17 protein-coding genes are annotated in these 17366 nt (G+C 41.5%); 7 read left to right on the top strand and 10 right to left on the bottom strand.

Features of this window, described 5'->3' with window-relative positions; genetic code table 11:
- The first annotated feature begins 451 nt into the window (after window positions 1–451).
- The 4 genes from EPB74_RS03735 (at window position 452) to EPB74_RS03720 (ending at window position 3344) form a co-directional block, all read left to right on the top strand.
- Window positions 452–655 carry a CsbD family protein gene (locus EPB74_RS03735; RefSeq protein WP_079690664.1) on the top strand — a complete coding sequence of 68 codons (204 nt, stop codon included), beginning with the start codon at window positions 452–454 and terminating at the stop codon, window positions 653–655.
- Window positions 656–1527: 872 nt separating this feature from the next.
- Window positions 1528–2178, top strand: a complete 651-nt coding sequence (locus tag EPB74_RS03730; protein WP_274902843.1) for a PepSY domain-containing protein — start codon at window positions 1528–1530, stop codon at window positions 2176–2178.
- Window positions 2179–2394: 216 nt separating this feature from the next.
- A complete protein-coding gene (locus tag EPB74_RS03725) occupies window positions 2395–2751 on the top strand; it encodes a hypothetical protein (protein ID WP_274902842.1) in 357 nt (118 codons plus the stop codon).
- 221 nt (window positions 2752–2972) lie between these two features.
- The gene (locus EPB74_RS03720) at window positions 2973–3344 is read left to right on the top strand and encodes a hypothetical protein (protein ID WP_274902841.1); all 372 of its coding nucleotides are present in this window, start codon (window positions 2973–2975) and stop codon (window positions 3342–3344) included.
- Between the two features lie 99 nt (window positions 3345–3443).
- On the opposite strand, the gene EPB74_RS03715 is transcribed toward EPB74_RS03720, so the two are convergent.
- Both EPB74_RS03715 and EPB74_RS03710 read right to left on the bottom strand, forming a co-directional pair.
- Window positions 3444–3755, bottom strand: coding sequence for an NGG1p interacting factor NIF3 (locus tag EPB74_RS03715; protein WP_274902840.1), 312 nt, complete (start codon window positions 3753–3755; stop codon window positions 3444–3446).
- Between the two features lie 55 nt (window positions 3756–3810).
- The gene (locus EPB74_RS03710) at window positions 3811–4458 is read right to left on the bottom strand and encodes a DNA-3-methyladenine glycosylase (RefSeq protein ID WP_274902839.1); all 648 of its coding nucleotides are present in this window, start codon (window positions 4456–4458) and stop codon (window positions 3811–3813) included.
- A gap of 478 nt (window positions 4459–4936) precedes the next feature.
- Here EPB74_RS03710 and EPB74_RS03705 point away from each other — a divergent pair, with 478 nt between their 5' ends.
- Window positions 4937–5353, top strand: coding sequence for an SRPBCC domain-containing protein (locus tag EPB74_RS03705; RefSeq protein WP_274902838.1), 417 nt, complete (start codon window positions 4937–4939; stop codon window positions 5351–5353).
- A gap of 386 nt (window positions 5354–5739) precedes the next feature.
- On the opposite strand, the gene EPB74_RS03700 is transcribed toward EPB74_RS03705, so the two are convergent.
- The 5 genes from EPB74_RS03700 to EPB74_RS03680 form a co-directional block, all read right to left on the bottom strand.
- Window positions 5740–6189 carry a hypothetical protein gene (locus EPB74_RS03700; protein WP_274902836.1) on the bottom strand — a complete coding sequence of 150 codons (450 nt, stop codon included), beginning with the start codon at window positions 6187–6189 and terminating at the stop codon, window positions 5740–5742.
- A gap of 267 nt (window positions 6190–6456) precedes the next feature.
- Window positions 6457–7170 carry a phosphoribosylaminoimidazolesuccinocarboxamide synthase gene (gene purC / locus EPB74_RS03695; RefSeq protein WP_274902835.1) on the bottom strand — a complete coding sequence of 238 codons (714 nt, stop codon included), beginning with the start codon at window positions 7168–7170 and terminating at the stop codon, window positions 6457–6459.
- A 136-nt stretch (window positions 7171–7306) separates the two neighbouring features.
- A complete protein-coding gene (locus EPB74_RS03690) occupies window positions 7307–7627 on the bottom strand; it encodes a hypothetical protein (RefSeq protein ID WP_274902834.1) in 321 nt (106 codons plus the stop codon).
- 124 nt (window positions 7628–7751) lie between these two features.
- A complete protein-coding gene (dapA, locus tag EPB74_RS03685; protein ID WP_089555671.1) occupies window positions 7752–8657 on the bottom strand; it encodes a 4-hydroxy-tetrahydrodipicolinate synthase in 906 nt (301 codons plus the stop codon).
- Window positions 8658–9202: 545 nt separating this feature from the next.
- Window positions 9203–10567, bottom strand: a complete 1365-nt coding sequence (locus EPB74_RS03680) for a Do family serine endopeptidase (RefSeq protein ID WP_274903157.1) — start codon at window positions 10565–10567, stop codon at window positions 9203–9205.
- Between the two features lie 763 nt (window positions 10568–11330).
- Here EPB74_RS03680 and EPB74_RS03675 point away from each other — a divergent pair.
- Window positions 11331–13631 carry a cation:proton antiporter gene (locus EPB74_RS03675; protein WP_274902833.1) on the top strand — a complete coding sequence of 767 codons (2301 nt, stop codon included), beginning with the start codon at window positions 11331–11333 and terminating at the stop codon, window positions 13629–13631.
- Window positions 13632–13792: 161 nt separating this feature from the next.
- Here the strand turns inward: EPB74_RS03675 and tmk are convergent, their stop codons facing one another.
- Together tmk and mltG are read right to left on the bottom strand one after the other, a co-directional pair.
- Window positions 13793–14470: a dTMP kinase gene (gene tmk, locus EPB74_RS03670; RefSeq protein WP_274902832.1), complete on the bottom strand. Its 678-nt coding sequence runs from the start codon at window positions 14468–14470 to the stop codon at window positions 13793–13795.
- 115 nt (window positions 14471–14585) lie between these two features.
- Entirely contained in the window at window positions 14586–15869 is a 1284-nt protein-coding gene (gene mltG, locus EPB74_RS03665; protein ID WP_274902831.1) for an endolytic transglycosylase MltG, read from the bottom strand.
- A 167-nt stretch (window positions 15870–16036) separates the two neighbouring features.
- Here mltG and EPB74_RS03660 point away from each other — a divergent pair, with 167 nt between their 5' ends.
- Window positions 16037–16381 (top strand): DpnI domain-containing protein, encoded by a 345-nt coding sequence (locus EPB74_RS03660; protein ID WP_274902830.1) that lies wholly within the window; start codon window positions 16037–16039, stop codon window positions 16379–16381.
- Between the two features lie 11 nt (window positions 16382–16392).
- Here EPB74_RS03660 and EPB74_RS03655 read toward each other — a convergent pair whose 3' ends face one another.
- Window positions 16393–17343: an aminotransferase class IV gene (locus EPB74_RS03655; protein ID WP_274902829.1), complete on the bottom strand. Its 951-nt coding sequence runs from the start codon at window positions 17341–17343 to the stop codon at window positions 16393–16395.
- Window positions 17344–17366 lie beyond the last annotated feature (23 nt).

Genomic DNA, 17366 nt, shown 5'->3' with positions numbered 1-17366 from the left:
TAAATTCCTTTTTAAGACTTTATTTGCCGACAGTCTATTCTCTACTATATCTCGCTGGCACTCTAACTCATAGTCAAATGTATGCACGGTAGTTACGCGCGTGAGTTACGTACAACGCTGACAAAACGCCCTCACTATTACATAAATCTATTACCCATAACATAGTCATGGTTTTTATCATAATCGGGTAACAGTAAAAACATTGTCCATACAGACAAAGTGTTTTGAAATTCATATATTGGTATCACAAGTTAGCTATTGGCTGATTGTGAAGTATTTAGAACGCTAGAAGCAAGGTACTTAAAAAAAGTACAGAGTAAGCAATAAGAATCATAAATAATAACTTGGATATCAAAGCGTTATACACCCTATTGATTTAGTCTCCTAAAGATTAGTTTTCTAAAGAAAAGGTGGTGTAAAAAACGCAATAACTAGAATAAGGAATATATCAATGAACGAACATACCCTGAAAGGCGAATGGAAACAGATGAAAGGTTCAGTAAAGCAAAAATGGGCTGATCTTACTGATGATGACTTATTACATGTCGAAGGTAGCCGTGACAAGCTAGTCGGTAAAGTGCAAGAGCGTTATGGTCATAGTAAAGATGATGCTGAACGTGAAGTAGACGCATGGCGCACTGAAAATAATTACTAGTAAAAAAGCAAACACTTTAAACAAAGGCCGCATTATTTTTTAATGCGGTTTTTTTATACTCTATTTATTAGTGAGCGTTTATGAAAGATATAGGTGATGGAAGATAAAGTGCAAAGCCCAGACACAATAAAGCCGCATAGCAACGAATTGCTATGCGGCTTTATTGTTAACTATCCATGTTACCTATCACGACTCTAATCACTGCATCCTTGCAAGATATTGAGTATATTGTGACAGTCGGGCATCCTGCCCATTTTTTCTTACTAGTATTGGCATTAACTGCCTTCAACACGGGTTATGTGTCCTTATTCCAATCGCTGTTATCATCCTGATGCTAGTGATTGAAGTATTATCCTTAATACGGTTAACTCAATCCTTGAGTCACATTCCCTTATGCCGTGTGTGTATAGTGTCAAATTATTAGCCTACTGTTAAGTCGCGTAAGCGTCTTTGCATGTAAGCATATGCTTACGTCAACTTAAAACCAAATACCAATAAATCAATAACCTTATGATAATTATAGCTTTATCATAACACCCTATTATCGAAGTACTATAAAAATAATCTGAAGTTTAAAAGTGTTAGCGATGTTTGTGGTTATTAACAACACCTTGGTGACTTAAAGTATCGAATGCTTACGCAATTATTTGCAAAATTTACAACTTATTAACACCAATGACATGTGGTAATGAGTTTTAGGTCTTACTATGTACATGTAAGAAAACATTTCAAAAAAAATAGAATAAAGAACAAACATCTATTATCTACAATAATAGTTTTAGCATCATTTATGATTGTTAAGCGTTATTCAGTATCAAACATTGAAAGACCAATACATTATTCAGTTAATTCATATCATAGGAGATTCCATCGTGAAAACGCTTAAACCTTTCTCATTTAAAACAGCCCTGTCTGCAGGTCTTGCAATTACTCTAATAGGAGCAACTGCTGGCTGTGCCGTGGCAGGTTCGGGTTATGATAATTATCCGATATACAATGATAATAGTGGCTATGCTAATGCTGAAAATAATCGAGCTATCCAACAGCTGCGTAAAGACTTACGTCGTCAAGGCTATCAAGTAATGGACATCAGGTCTGACAGTAATCGTGGCAATCGTGTGCTTACCGCATTTGCCAAAAAGAATAATCAAGCGTATGAGCTTAAATACACTTCTCCAGATCTAAGACTCATTAGTTCGAACAAAAAAGCTTGGTCTAATATCTGGCAAGATAAAAACAATGGCTACAATGGTAAACACCATAACAGCGGTAAATATAATAATAACAATCGTTATAAAAATGATGATGTCGAAGACAGAATAAAGAAAGAAGCGCGTTACCCAGCGATTAAACAGCGCGCCATTAGAAAAGTAGAAGGAATGGGCTATCGGGTCAAAGATATAGAGCTTGAAGAAAAGAACAATCGCGGCATTTTTGAGATTGAGGCCAAACGCGGTTCACAAGAATATGATATTTTACTTGGCTATCCAAACCTAAACGTTATTAAGATCGAAAAAGACTGATATTACAAAGACTAACATTAACAACCCTAACCTTTGTTAATTGTACTCTTTTAGGCAACAGATAAAATTTTGGCATCGTTAACCATTTGATGCCTTTGGTCAGATAAACCAGCCCTTGGTTTATCTGACCATTTTTTATAATAGCATTTCATTATGGAGTATCTATACAGTCACCATAATGAATGAAATATTAACAATATAATAGGAACATTTATTATGAAAACCTTCACTTTCTCAACGCTAAAAACCGTTTTTTCTGCTGGTCTTGTGGTTGCCTTATTGGGCACCACCGTTGCTTGTACCACTGTGACACCAAGCTACGATAATCAGAAAGTCCATCGTCAGCAAGGTAATAATCACGGCAACGGGCTCTATAAAAATAATGGCCGTTATAATCAAGGCAATTATAATAATAACGGTCATTATAATAACAACAATAATCGCTACAATAATAAAAACGGTCATTATAAAAACAATAAGGGCCGATACAATAATAACGGTAGTCATAAAAACAATAAGGGCCGATACAATAATAACGGTCGTTATAATAATAACAATTACCATTATAAATAGAATAAAACTCTTGGAGACGTCATCAAAAAGGAAATATATGGCCTAACGGCTAGGCGTTTAGCGGCCAAGATTATAAAATTGAACTCGGCTATTATAAGATTGATGACGTTTAATGTAGCTTAATATCTGCTAAGACGTATTTTAAAAACATTTAACTAAACCTTTGATGTTAATGATGGCTTGATATGAACAATGAGTACAGACAATGAGGAGTCTACATTATGAACCATAAATCTCTATTAAAAACCACCGCCGCGACCAGTATAGCAGCCATGCTATTGACGATAACGACGGGCTGTGTCACCGCTCCTGGCTACAACGCTTATAGCGACCTCTACGAAGATATTTATAAAGACAGTAGCGTCTATAAGAAACACAAGAAAACGATCAAGGCCATTGATAACGATCTTTATCGTCCCGCTATTGAGCAAAAGGCGGCTAATAAAGTAAGTAACATGGGCTACCGTGTTGAAGACGTCAAATATAAAAAAGGCGACAGCAAAATAAAAGTGAAAGCCCGACGTGGTGGTGAAGACTATAAAATCGAACTTGCTTATCCAAGCTATAACGTGATTAAAATAAAAGAAGACTAATAATCTGGCTTTTTAGGATAAGAGGTTTGAGCGATTTTAAAGGTGGCACTTCGGTTCAAAGCCGAGCCACTGTTAAAAACACATGTTAAAGAGCTTCTTTTAAAAATCCAGTACTTCAATGACATCGTAGGCAGGCGTTTCATAAGGATGCGCCTGCTTTAATGCGTGGACGACGTTATCAATATTGGCAGTAGCAACCACCATCTCTACCCGCCACTCACTGACAGTCTCTAAACTATCATGCACGCCAATATGCGGCTTACTGTCTTTCAATGGCATAAACTGCCCTGCACCCTGCACTTGCCAGCAGCACTGTTCATAATTGCCAATCTTCCCAGCGCCCGCAGCAAACAACGCTGATTTTACCTGCTCTAACGCCTCTTCTGGAATAAAAACGGTCAGTTTATACATATATTAACCTCATCAAGTATCTTTAAAATTCAATCAAAGAAAACCATAAAAGCAGCTATTTTTTCGATAGAGAAGGATGGTCGGTCCATATATAGCGCAGTAACCAATCTTTCGCCTCGCCAGCGTAATCGATACCGATGCGGGGGCGCAGTGACACTGGTGGCTGACAACCATCATCTTCGACCCAGACTTTTGAGGCGGGAATGATCGGTTTGCCGTATAACGCTCGATCTATTTGTAAGCCCTTCGTCAGCTTTCCAGGACCTGCCAGCTGTTTAATATGATTTAATTGCTTAATCGATCCTAGTAATTGCTCTTCAATCAAGCGGTCACTATCGTCTGTTAAAAATCCAGCACGTATTAGAACAGCTTCTGGCGACTCAATCGGTCCGCTGACTAAGTTGAGCATATGATGAGTGCCATAGGTCAGATACACATAAAACACACCGCCTTGACTGTACATAACCTCTGTGCGTGGCGTGCGTGTGCCTGCATGCGCATGACACGCCGCATCATCTTCACCAATATAGGCTTCCGTTTCTGAGATACGCATCCGCAAGATTTTTTGCTTACCATCGCTATCTGCCAGCTGACGACACAAAATTTTGCCAATTAAGTCAGCAGCGACCACGCAAGTTGGCCGGGTAAACCACGATGGCTCTAAAATAGTAGACTGAGTCGTGGGCAGTTCAGGCGTTAGCATTGATGACGACCTTTTATTATTTTTATATTCTTAACAGCTAATAAGTTAGCATAAAAATAACATGCGGTATCTAGGACAATGTTTGCGCTGTGTTTGATGGCTGTATAAGAAATTTAAATGAGAGAACGAATGCTTGAAATGGTCACGCTCAAGCTTAAGGGCAGCCATAAATAAGTATAGTCAGGGGGGTGAATTATTATGAGGTTTCATGAGCAGTAAGCACACGCACAAAGCTTAGTAGTCTGTCATAAGTAGTGCCATTAAACAGGTCTATTTTGAGTGGTCTATTAATTGATTAAGAGGTATAAATAGGTGCTTCCATTAGGGTATACCCTATTTAACACGTTTATAAGACTAAACCGCCCTAAGATTGTCGGAAGCTCAACATTTTGAGAGAATACAACAACACACCTTACTTTTTAGAATTTAACAATCTAGGAAGATAAAAAACTTTACTCGCACCGTGGAGTTCTAACTCATGAAAATCATTACTGAAACCAAAATTCCTGCGCCGATCGATGTCGTTTGGTACGCTTTCAATGATCCGAATGACATCCTACAATGGGACTCTTGCGGCGAATGGCATACGATCACGGCATCGAACGATTTGAAGGTTGGTGGTTTGTTAGAACTGCGCATCGAGTCTAAAGTTGGCAAGTCAGGTTTCGATTTTGCCGCTATCTACACGCAAGTAGAAACAAACCGTCTGATCGAATGGCGGCAGATGGATGATGACCGCCTTATCCGCGTGGATTTTTCCGAAAACGGCACTGGCACTATCGTCCGACAGACGTTTAACGCTGATCCGGCGATCCCCAGCAACGAGGAGCGGGCAGATTGGCAGGGTGTGCTAGACAATTTTGGAAGGTATGTAGCCGCAAAGCATAATATTTGACCGGCTAAATGTCCGCGAGACACGAAGCCCACTAAGCTTCAATATAATCGTGACTGAATATTCTAGATACTCTCTAATTGGGCGCTTACTAAACTGTGATGCATCCTTTCTTAGTCGATTAACCATCTTAAACTCCCACTCTTTAGAGTCTGAGCTGTGCTGACAATCTTGCAGAAACTAACTTGGGAGATTTCAATCAAATAGCTTAATGGGAATTATCCATCCTATCGATTTCATAGCCATTAAAGTCGTATCTAAGACTATCAGTTCGATGCCTGTATAGGGAACCAAACCAGTGAGAACGCCTGATTGGTTCGCCATAGGTATACACTTAGAATGTTGAGTGTCGCAAGCTCCACCTAGCCTATGTGTTGAAAACCTACGATTTATATATCTAAATTTTCAGACATGTCAATTATAGGTTTACAATAAGCAAATTCAGATTCTTTAAAAACCTCTTTCGCTTCTAAAACTATACTTTTAGTTTTACCATCTACATACCATGCTGCAAAATAGCCGAGGATATCATCAGAATCTTCAATTTGAACATATATTTTTGAATCTAGGTTTGTGGAAATACTAGAAAGCCATAACAGAATTTCATTCATTGTTAGCTTTACTTCCTCAGAAAAACTGATATACGAACGAAATTTAATATCTTTATAATCTTCAACACTTGAGATATTCCAGAATATATCAGATTGGCCTTCACTATCCTTAGGATAGGAAAACAGCTCAGTGTCAACAACTAAAGAAAGTTTAAAGCTTTTAAAGAATAAACCTCTAACCTTTATAAAATTGACACTGTTCTCAAAATCTAGATTTAAATGTTCCATAACATCTCACTTAGTTTAACCTCAAAACATTAACATTATGTACTTTGCCAAGTACACTAATAGCACCTTAATACTTTAAGCCATCTGTGCTATTACCCTGCAGCCTAGTGTTCAAGTCCTCACTAGGGAACCGAAATTAGTATAAGAAATTACCCGTACTTTAGATGCCTTTTATACCTTATCATTAGATAATCACTTTATCCTATAGCCATAAAAAAACTGAGCACGTGGCTCAGTTTTTTATTTTCTTAAATCTTGATCAAGCACTTAGCTTAATGGCACACCAATACGTTTTGCCACTTCTTCATAACCTTCAATGACGTCGCCTAATGACTGGCGGAAACGATCTTTATCCAATTTTTTCTTAGTAACTTTATCCCAAATACGGCAACCATCCGGTGAAAACTCATCACCTAAAACAATACGGTCGTGGAATACGCCGAACTCTAGTTTGAAGTCTACCAGTATCAAATCGCCTGCATCAAACAGAGCTGTTAACACTACATTTACTTGATGGCTCAGCTCTTCCATTTTCGCCAGTTGGGCGTCAGTTGCCCAACCAAGAGACACAGAAATCGACTCATTCACCATCGGATCACCAAGCGCATCATCTTTATAGAACAGCTCATAAGTAGGTGGTGTCAAGGCTTGACCTTCTTCTAAACCTAAACGACGTACCAAACTGCCCGCAGCAAAGTTACGCACAACGCACTCAACCGGAATCATATCCAAACGCTTGACCAACACTTCGTCTTCAGACAATTGCTTTTCAAAATGTGTTTCGATGCCAGCGTCAGTCAGTTTTTGCATGATAAAAGCATTGAATCGGTTATTTACCACGCCTTTGCGTGCTAATTGTTCGATACGCTTACCATCAAGCGCTGAGGTATCATCACGGAAATGTAAAATCAGCAGATCGTTATCTTCTGTTTCATAAACAGACTTGGCTTTGCCTTTATACAGCAGTTCTTGCTTTTGCATTATGGGGATTCCTGTTCGTTCAAGCTTATGTGGTAAAAACGCGCAGCGACCGCTAAGAGTTTTATATTACCGTGTTAACCAAATAGAGCTAACACTAATAAAAAACCAGCGGTATAGATAGGGATGAAAAAGGGGTTTACTCTGATGCTTCAACCGCAGCCAAACCACGTTGAGGTTTAGGCAATTGATACTGTTTACCCGACTCATTCTGTAATTTGAGTGTACTTGCACCCGCATTGGGTGTGGGGTATAGCGGTACAAACGGCGCAGTTTCTTGCGCAACAGGTAGCTCTATTGGCGTAAGTTTTTTGCTTTGCTGATACTCTAAGCTACCGTTATCACGCTTGCCAATCAATTCTTTTGTCGCTTGGCAGCCGCTTAATACTAAGGTGCTACCCAAAATCAAGGTCATCATAGCAGGGAATATTTTGACTGTCGTTGATGATACTTTCATCATATTATCTCTCTGAGTTAGCAATCATTGCCTATGTAGACAATCAGCTTATCGTTTTACAAAATCTTATAAACGGTTGCTAAACCGATGTCATGAATAACAGACTTAGCATTTATAAGCTTAATTTTTATAATAGGTTTGCGCGAACCAGGGCGGTATCAATCGTTGCATGATGTTGTTCAGCCAACCATACGAGTGGCAAGCGAATACCAGTATCTATCATACCCATTTTATGCAGGGCGTACTTCGCTGGGATAGGACTGGATTCAATAAATAAATCACGATGTAAGTGCTTAACGACATCATGTGCTTTGTTAGCCGCGTCAAAATCACCGCGTAAGGCTGCTGTAAAAGTTTCGCTCATCGCTTTTGGGGCAACGTTGGCAGTCACAGAAATATTACCTTTGCCACCAACTTTCATCAATTCAAGCGCTGTGCCATCATCACCAGATAAGACGATAAGTCTATCACCAACGGCTTTAATTAATTGCTCACCGCGAGTAACCGAACCTGTCGCATCTTTAATCGCAATGATATTATCGATATCAGCTAAGCGTTCAACGGTTTCTTGCGCGATATCAACGACCGTACGTCCCGGCACGTTATAAAGCATCTGCGGCATATCCACCGCCTCAGCGATGGCTTTATAATGTTGATATAAACCTTCTTGTGGCGGTTTATTATAATAAGGAGCAACCAATAATGCGCAGTCTGCACCCGCTTCTTTAGCATCTCTGGTCAGCTTGATCGCTTCCATGGTATTGTTCGCGCCTGTACCAGCAATCACTGGCACGCGACCTTTGACATGCTGCACAAAATAGCGAATCACATCGCTATGTTCTTGCATTGACAATGTCGCGGATTCGCCAGTCGTACCGACGGCGACGAGGCAATGAGTGCCTTGTTCAATTTGCCAATCTATGAGGTCTGCCAGACGTTTATAATCGACCGTGCCGTCAGGATGCATGGGCGTTATCAAGGCTACCATTGAGCCTTGTAGTTGGGTTTTGATCTCGTCGTATGCTGTGCTCATAACCGTGCCTTACTATATTATCTTAGCTTTTATCAAAGCTATCACATGATAAGTCGTTTGCAAGTGCCAATGTTCGATGCTTACTGCTTATATCTATGTCCGCGCGAATACTATGCGTGCTCATAAACGCCAATGGCAAGATCTTGCTTGATGTTAATACTGAGTATTTATATATATCATAACGTTATTAACGCTGTTTTTATCCGCTGTAAATCCAACAGATAGATAGCAATAAAAACGCCTGCTAGTGTAGCATATTTTGGCTTAACCGCTATCAATCAATTAATGCCTAATCGATGTGTCTGACGAAAAAATGCCTATTAGTTTTAGTATCAGCTATCAATAAATATTGAATACAAAGTTAATCGTTTAAAGCTTTTAGACTGAACAGTTAGTTTAGCGTAATTACTAAGCACCGATAAAACCTTTTAAGGCATCTTAACCAATCGTCAACACACCGATAGTTGGACGATACAAGCAAATAAATTATTGAGCCAGCACTGATAGAAGTGATTGATAGCAGTAGTAGTATCAACTATCCAATCCTACTCAATCCGCAAACCGATAATACCCGGGATACCTTGACGCATAATCTCAATAGTTACCACGCCTTTTTGGGGTAATAATGACACGGCATTAGAAAAATCATTGACCGCTTTGATGGGTTTCTGATGCAGGTTGGTAATAACGTCACCCGCCAGTATGCCGGAGCGTGCAGCCAATCCTGTTGGCTCAATCGCGGTAACCAATACACCGGTTTTATTATCAGATGCCAGCTCTACTTTCTCCTCTGGGGTCAAATTGCGCAGTGCCAGTCCCAAGCTTATTTCGTTATTTTTCTGAGTACTATTTTGTGCTTGCATATCGCTCGATGCGTTACTGAGCTTGCCGGTGATTATAGATTGCTTACCATCACGCTGAATCTGTACGCGAAATGTATCATCTGGACGTGCCCGATTAATGAGGTTCAATACATCTGATGCTTCCATAATCTGAATATCATTGTATTGTAAAATAATATCCCCTGATTTTAGCCCTGCTTTTTGGGCCGGTGAATCTGGTGAGACTCGTGTTAATAATGCTCCTTGTGGACGAGCTAAGTTATAAGCTTCGGCCAGATTACGATCGATATCTTGCGGGTAAATGCCGAGATAGGCGCGCGCGACCTCGCCATTGGTTTTGAGCTGCTCGTAAACGTCCATCGCCGCATCAATTGGGATAGAAAACGATAGCCCCATATAACCGCCCGTCCCACTAAAGATACGAGAGTTGATACCAATTACTTCACCGCGCTGATTAAATAAGGGGCCACCTGAGTTACCAGGGTTCAATGCCACATCGGTTTGAATAAAGGGCACGCTGGTTTCACGCGAAAAGTTGCGGGATTTGGCGCTGACAATGCCCGCAGATGCCGAATAATCAAAACCAAATGGCGATCCAATGGCCAGTACGGGCTCACCCACTTTTAAGCTATTAGAATCACCAATCGGCAGCGCTGGGAATTTTCTACCAGTGACCTTTAATACCGCCACATCCGAACGCTCATCACTGCCAACCAAAGTGGCATCCAGCTCCGTTCTATCATTGAGGGTGACGCTGATTTTGTCTGCGCCCGCGACCACATGGTGATTGGTCAACATGTAACCATCTGCGGTGACAAAGAAGGCGGTGCCATAGGCGTGTTCAATCGCAGGCGTCGCTGCTTGATCGGGAATACGCAGGCGGTCACCAAAGAACTTACGTAACAGCTCAGCGGTTTGGGCTTTAGCAAGCTCAGCCTCACTAACGGTTTTGGTCACATTCACGCGTGCCACCGCTGGGGTGACTTGCTGTACCAAACCTGAGAAATCTGCGGTGGTAACCGCCGCTTGCGCACTCGGCATAGTGGCTATATTGATACCAGCAACCATTGTAGTGGCAACGGCAATTGCCAGCGTGCTATGTTGTAGACAGCGCACTAAATTAAGCGTGTTCGGTAGTTTAGACATATTGATAAGCATATTATCCTCCCTATAATGGGCTTTATAGTTGTTATGAATCGTTGTTATAAACAGTCTTGATATGACCGTTATTGATAGTAATGTTGCATAAGCAGTTCAAGATAAAAGAGAGTCACTCAAAATAGCACTCTGCTGTGGTTTGTTAGTTTACCGTCCATTTTATACTTATGGTATAAAACTTTATCTTTTCTATCATAAACAGCGTTAATCTAGTCGCCTACTCTGAGCATGCACGACAAAACAGCAAGTCTGTTCAAAGTCCGCCTTAACATACATAAAATAAAATCATGTTATGATAACAAGCCAAATAATTCTTACAGTAAACAAAAGTTAATTTTACATGCTGTCATTTTTATTACATTAGCCATCATCACACTTATTTTTCATCTTTTGCTTTCTAGATTATGTTTATTAATCTGACAAAGCTTTTGTCTTTACTGCGATATAGTAGATATATCATATCTTACTTATATTGTGATTCATGCTTTGATCGATAGTGCGATTGATACTGATGCTGCGATTAATAGTAGCGATATAGGTTATCGCCCAGCGGTTACAGGTGTTTTTGACCGCTTATTTTAGTGGCAGGTTTTTTTGATAGCAGGTTATTATGCTAATAGCTGTCGCACTTTGATAGATATAGAATATGACAAGATTATAAAAGGATTAATTTATGGATACCGCCCTATTATTATCCGGCGTGGTTGGGATTGGCATTGCCGCCCAATGGTTGGCTTGGTATTTAAAGCAGCCGTCCATTTTGTTTTTATTACTGATTGGTATTATTGTTGGACCAGTATTAGGGGTTTTCGATCCTGACTTAGTATTGGGCGAGCTGATGTTCCCTTTTATCTCATTGGGTGTGGCGATTATCTTGTTTGAAGGCTCGCTGACCTTAGAGTTTGATGAGATTAAACAACACGGCTCTGTCGTACAGATGCTGGTGTCGATCGGCGTCCTTATCACGATTGCTATCGTGGCGCTGTCGACATACTTGCTATTTGATGTCGATCCTATTATCGCCTTACTGTTCGGGGCACTGGTTTGCGTCACCGGTCCGACGGTTATTATGCCGCTACTACGCAGTGTGCGCCCCAATAAAACTATCTCCAATATCTTAAAATGGGAAGGTATCATCATTGATCCTATCGGCGCGATTGCGGTGGTATTGGTTTATGAATATATCATCTCGGGCGGTGAAGCCAGTAGTATCTTGCTGTTTGCCAAAATTGTGGTGTTGGCAACGGTGATGGGTTTGGCTGGCGCGTGGGCTTTAGCCTTCTTAATGCGCAAGCATATGATCCCTGAATTTTTGCGTAATGTTTTCACCCTGTCTTTTGTTTTGGTATTATTTTCAATATCGAATCATTTAGAGCACGAGTCTGGCTTATTGACAGTCACCGTGCTTGGGGTGGCGCTGGCTAACTGGCCCAAATTCCCACGTGATACGATTTTAGAGTTTAATGAATCGTTAACCATCTTATTGGTATCGGTATTATTTATTATTCTTGCGGCTCGCGTTGAGCTTGAAAGCCTGCTCAGTGTTGGTTTTGCAGGTCTGGTGCTACTGGCCATTGTGATGTTTGTCGCGCGTCCCCTATCGGTTTGGGCATCGTCTATTGGCTCCAATCTAAAAACCAATGAAAAGCTGATGATCAGCTGGATTGGTCCACGTGGTATCGTCGCAGCCGCTATCTCATCACTATTTGCTATTCGCTTGCAAGAGTATGATATTCAAGGTGTCGAGCTACTCGTGCCTTTGGTGTTTTTAGTCATTATTGGTACAGTGATGATTCAAGGTTTGGGCGCAAAAATGGTTGGTAACTTTTTGGGTGTGCGTGAGCCTGAAACTAATGGTATTTTGGTGGTAGGCTCAAACCCAATCGCCCTGTTGGTCGCTACTTCCTTGAAGGATCAGGGCTTCGACGTCATCGTCGCCCATAATAACTATACCAATATTGCCAGTGCGCGCATGAGTGGTCTGCGTACCTACTTTGGTAACCCTGTCTCTGACCATGCCGATCATCATTTGGATCTTATCGGTATCGGTCGTCTGTTTGCCATGAGTATGGATAAAGAGATGAACACCTTGTCTGAGATTCATTACCGTCATGAATTTGGTGAGCGCAAATTATACCGTCTCAAATTCAGCGATGAAAAAGTTAAAAGTGAACGCGATGACAAACAAGCAAACTTTCATTCGCAGTGGTTATTTGGCAATGATGCCACTTATACCAAGCTTGCCAGTATGCTGTCCAAAAAAGCCCGTATTAAAATTACCAATATCACTGACAGCTACAGCTTTGAGCAGTATAAAGCCGATAATAAACAATTCGTGCCGCTCTATACCGTCGACAAAGAAGGCAAGCTGCACGTTATTACCGATAAGTTCGATGGTACTGTACCACGTGATCGTAAGCTTATCTCACTGGTAGTGGATGATGAGGTACAACCAAAACCGGTCGATGTGACGCCCAAACAAGCGCAAGCGCGCGCGGCAGCGGATGCAAACTTTGAATCCAGCTCTAAAGCACCTGAAAAGCGTCAAGAAATAGAGCTAACGGACGGTGACAATGATGCAACGCTAGTAGCGCCTATCGTAGAAGCGGATAAAGAGACGGATATACAGGCTGAGCAAGAAACGCTGGCCAGTACCGTAACCAATACTTCAGCCGCCCCATCTACAATAGTAATGACTCAATTATCAGCACCTAAAAACACTGTGAGTGATGAAAATAAAGAGATAGCGTCTGATCTTTCGACAGCAACTGTAAAAACCAAAATAGCTGGCAACAGTAAAAATAGTGGGAAAAGCAGTGGAAATGGCAATGGTAACGCGCCTAAAACCAAAAAAGGCTCCCTTGACCCCAATCGTTTACCGGACTCAAGTAGTGATAAAGCTGCGAATAGCGCTAATAATGAAGTCGAACTGAGCAAAGATTTAGGTAAAAAAGACTCAAGTAAAAACGATTGAAACAAAAAGTGCATAATGAATAAATATGGCTTTTTTAAATATCCAACCATTTTAAATATTTATCAATAAAGAAAGCCCCAACTTATAAGTCGGGGCTTTTTATTTGGGCAAGCTCATGGCTTTATAAAGCTATCTATTAAACATCCCAATAAAGCTATCTATTAAACATCCCATTTCTCTTTAACCGTCTGCCATATTCGCGCGCTGACCTCATCAGCGCTGCCCAATGCATCAATACGTTGTATGCGCTCAGGATGCTCGACAGCAAGACTACTAAAACCATTATGCACTCTAGTGAAAAATTCAGTTGCCTGCTGCTCAAAGCGATCAGCCGCACTACGTTTATTGGCGCGTGCCATACCTTCTAATACCGGCAAATCCAACCATAAGGTTAGCTCAGGTAACTGCGCGACGAACTGCTCGATAAGCATGTCAATTTTGCGGCGTACAGTAACATCGCCATGCGCCCGTCCAAAGCCTTGATAAGCAATGGTCGAGTCGGTAAATCGGTCACATATCACCCATGTCCCACGTTGCAACGCGGGCAAAATAACTTGCTGCATATGGTCGCAACGTGCGGCAAACATTAATAGCAATTCCGTATCATCATTGATAGCGGTATTAGGGTCTAACAATATCTCACGCAAGCGTTCAGCAAACGGACTACCACCCGGCTCGCGGGTACGCAGATAATCAATGCCACGCGCTTGCAAGCGTGAGCATAGCTGCTCAATGGCGGTAGTCTTGCCGACGCCTTCGGTACCCTCAAAACTAATAAAACGCCCTTGAATGGGCGCAGTGTTGATATGAGATAAATGAGGCTGTGTAGATGCTGACATGATATGACCTTATGTCATTGATGAGCGTTATCGTTATCGTTGTTATTGTTTATGGTTATAACGCTCATTAAACGATGGTTTTTAAATCAATATAAAAAGAAGCATAAAGAACTGATTACTGCGGCAGCGTTTGGGCTTTCTTTTCACGCATGACGCTGAGATAGTCTTTGACCGCTTGATTGTGCTCAGCCAAGCTATTGGTAAATTTATGCCCGCCATTACCTGTCGCCACAAAATATAACGCTTCGCTATCGGCAGGATGCAAGGTCGCTTCAATAGAGGCAGCTGAAGGTAATGCAATCGGTGTTGGCGGTAGACCATCGATTTGATAAGTGTTATAAGCCGTTTTTTCATCGATGTCTTTACGGCGAATATTACCTTCATAACGGCTACCCATACCATAGATAATGGTCGGATCGGTTTGCATACGCATACCTTTATTCAAACGGTTATTAAACACCGCCGATACCAATGGACGTTCTTCTGCCACACTGGTTTCTTTTTCGATAATCGACGCCATCACCAGTGCTTCATAAGGACTCTTATAAGGCAGATTTGGAGCCCGATTTTCCCAAGCTTTGGTCAACGCTTGCTGCTGGCGTTTATATAGGTCAGTCAGCACCTGCTTATCACTACTTCCTTCCCCATAATAATAAGTATCAGGCGCAAACCAGCCCTCAAGATTGTGATTGACGATAGGGTCATTACTGTTCACTACCGCATCTGGCAAGATACCAACCAAGTCCAACGCTTGCGCAATACTGGCATTATCCGCGTCACTGGTCAGCACTTCTTTCTTGATGCCTTTATTGTCACGTAGCGCCTGATATAAATCTTTAGACGGTTTACCTTCGATAATTTGCACCTTTACCATCGCTGCTTTTTCGCCTTGCTCTAAGACTTGGAGAGCTTCAGCAATTGTTGGGTTCGCAGGAAATTGGTAGATGCCTGCATGCAACGGCGCATCGACTTGCGACTTGATATAGAGCTTGGCAATAGTGGCAGAAAATAACGGCACATGCTGCCATTGCGACAATAGCCCGTAATAAGTCTGGCCCTGTTCAATCGTCACCATCTGCTTTGGTTGCTCAATCCGTCCAAACAAGGTCTGATAAACCATCACTAAGAAAAATACTGCAATCAGTCCCAGCACCAACAACACTTGATAACCGCGCTGCATAAAAAACGATGGGTTATCGACTTTATAATGGCGTGGTTTATTTTCTCCGCTAATCAGTGAGATATCCGTCGCCGGTACTTCTTCTGCGACTGCCTCATCTACTACTGGTTTTGAGTCCAGCGGTGCTGTGTCGACACGCTCATCAGCAGTGCCTTCTTGGTTATTAGATGGCGTATCATTAGGGCTTTTAGGAGGCGTTTCAGGTGTGGGCGTGCTCATGGCAACTCGCGAGGCAGAAGATTGCTAGAATTTAGCACTGAACCGTGCGATTTTCAATGGTATTTGCTTAGCTTATCAATTAACTTAGCGTTTAAGCCCAGTTATATGGCTTAATACTAGTACCTCTTATTACTTTTAATCCTTTCTTCTAATAACGAAAACTGGCTATGAATCTAAATTTTAATCAAAGTCTTGCCAAAAACTATAAATCACCAAGCCAAATCATTAGAGTGTTAAGCGAAGATTGGGTCGCTAATCAAAGCTATTGTCCTAATTGCAATGCCGAGCCATTATCAGAATTTACTAACATTGAGAATGGTTATGATAAAAAAGATGAGCAGATTTTGAAAATATTTCAAATAGAAATTATCGAGATGCTGAGTAATATCGTAGAAGTTGGCGCAGAAAACGAGCAAGAAGCGCTATTAAAAGCGCAAGAAATGTATCGAAACGAGGAAGTTTTTTTATACTCTGATGACTTTATTGGTACCAAATTTAATATTTTTGAATAGGATAAAACAGATTAAAAACTCACCACTTCACCCGTCAATAACTTCAGACTGGTCATTGGCATAATACCGCGCAGGGCATTACAAAAGAATAGTTGGCTTAACTGTGGCAAATCCTCATCTTGCAACGCCCTTATCACGACTGGATATTCCGTGGTAGACAAGGCATCAATAATTACTTGGCGCATCACTCCAGCGACGCCCGATTGTGCCATAGATGGCGTGTACCATTGACCTTGAGTTAAATAATTCGAGTCATTTTTATTGAGGTCTAAAAGGCTTTCGGATTTTGAAGACTGCTGCTCTGATGAAGTCGGCTCTGATAACTGATAAAACACATTACTCATCGTGCCTTCAACCCAGCACCCACTCATATCACGCAGCAAGCCTTCACTAATACCTAGTTCTGCATTAGGCGCTAATATATTGGCTTTAATGCCTTGTAGCTCCGCACTTGCCAGCACATTATCGAGACGATTGAGACTTTTTAGTCCCGCAAGAGGCGGCGGCAAACAAGCAAGCTGCGAGGATAAGCAAACGGCAGTGCTGGCAGACTGCATGGGAATTAAGTGACAATCAGGTAAATGCAGCTGCTTGGATGTTGCAATAGTCATCGCAGAGGATTTTAGCCAAATCTCGCACTTGCTACCGGACTCGCTTAGCGTATAGCCGTAGCCACGGATATCTTGCACGGCGCGAGTGATTATTAGCTTAAGTATACCTTGATTTAGTTGCTGGGCATGCGTTTGCAAGATAGCTAGTAGTGAGCGGCTGTCTAAATCAAGGTGCAATGCCTCGGCATGAGAGATGAGGCGCTGATGATGATAATCTTGCCACAGTATAAGCCCATTTATAACGCCCATGGTGGTAAAAAACCCATCGGCATATGCCAGTCCGCGATTGTCTAATGAGGCGATAACCGTTGAGTTATCTGGCGACTTATCTGTATGAGGCAGATGAGACAAACATGACCAGCTATTGGACGGCA

Source organism: Psychrobacter sp. DAB_AL62B, from assembly GCF_028895345.1.
Classification (GTDB): Bacteria; Pseudomonadota; Gammaproteobacteria; order Pseudomonadales; family Moraxellaceae; genus Psychrobacter.
This window is presented reverse-complemented; position numbering and strand designations above follow the sequence as displayed.

Coding starts and splice junctions, on each gene's coding strand:
- EPB74_RS03735 (WP_079690664.1), top strand. CDS start 452: ATGAACGAACATACCCTGAAAGGCGAATGGAAACAGATGAAAGGTTCA.
- EPB74_RS03725 (WP_274902842.1), top strand. CDS start 2,395: ATGAAAACCTTCACTTTCTCAACGCTAAAAACCGTTTTTTCTGCTGGT.
- EPB74_RS03720 (WP_274902841.1), top strand. CDS start 2,973: ATGAACCATAAATCTCTATTAAAAACCACCGCCGCGACCAGTATAGCA.
- EPB74_RS03715 (WP_274902840.1), bottom strand. CDS start 3,755: ATGTATAAACTGACCGTTTTTATTCCAGAAGAGGCGTTAGAGCAGGTA.
- EPB74_RS03710 (WP_274902839.1), bottom strand. CDS start 4,458: ATGCTAACGCCTGAACTGCCCACGACTCAGTCTACTATTTTAGAGCCA.
- EPB74_RS03705 (WP_274902838.1), top strand. CDS start 4,937: ATGAAAATCATTACTGAAACCAAAATTCCTGCGCCGATCGATGTCGTT.
- EPB74_RS03700 (WP_274902836.1), bottom strand. CDS start 6,189: ATGGAACATTTAAATCTAGATTTTGAGAACAGTGTCAATTTTATAAAG.
- purC (WP_274902835.1), bottom strand. CDS start 7,170: ATGCAAAAGCAAGAACTGCTGTATAAAGGCAAAGCCAAGTCTGTTTAT.
- EPB74_RS03690 (WP_274902834.1), bottom strand. CDS start 7,627: ATGATGAAAGTATCATCAACGACAGTCAAAATATTCCCTGCTATGATG.
- dapA (WP_089555671.1), bottom strand. CDS start 8,657: ATGAGCACAGCATACGACGAGATCAAAACCCAACTACAAGGCTCAATG.
- EPB74_RS03680 (WP_274903157.1), bottom strand. CDS start 10,567: ATGGTTGCTGGTATCAATATAGCCACTATGCCGAGTGCGCAAGCGGCG.
- EPB74_RS03675 (WP_274902833.1), top strand. CDS start 11,331: ATGGATACCGCCCTATTATTATCCGGCGTGGTTGGGATTGGCATTGCC.
- tmk (WP_274902832.1), bottom strand. CDS start 14,470: ATGTCAGCATCTACACAGCCTCATTTATCTCATATCAACACTGCGCCC.
- mltG (WP_274902831.1), bottom strand. CDS start 15,869: ATGAGCACGCCCACACCTGAAACGCCTCCTAAAAGCCCTAATGATACG.
- EPB74_RS03660 (WP_274902830.1), top strand. CDS start 16,037: ATGAATCTAAATTTTAATCAAAGTCTTGCCAAAAACTATAAATCACCA.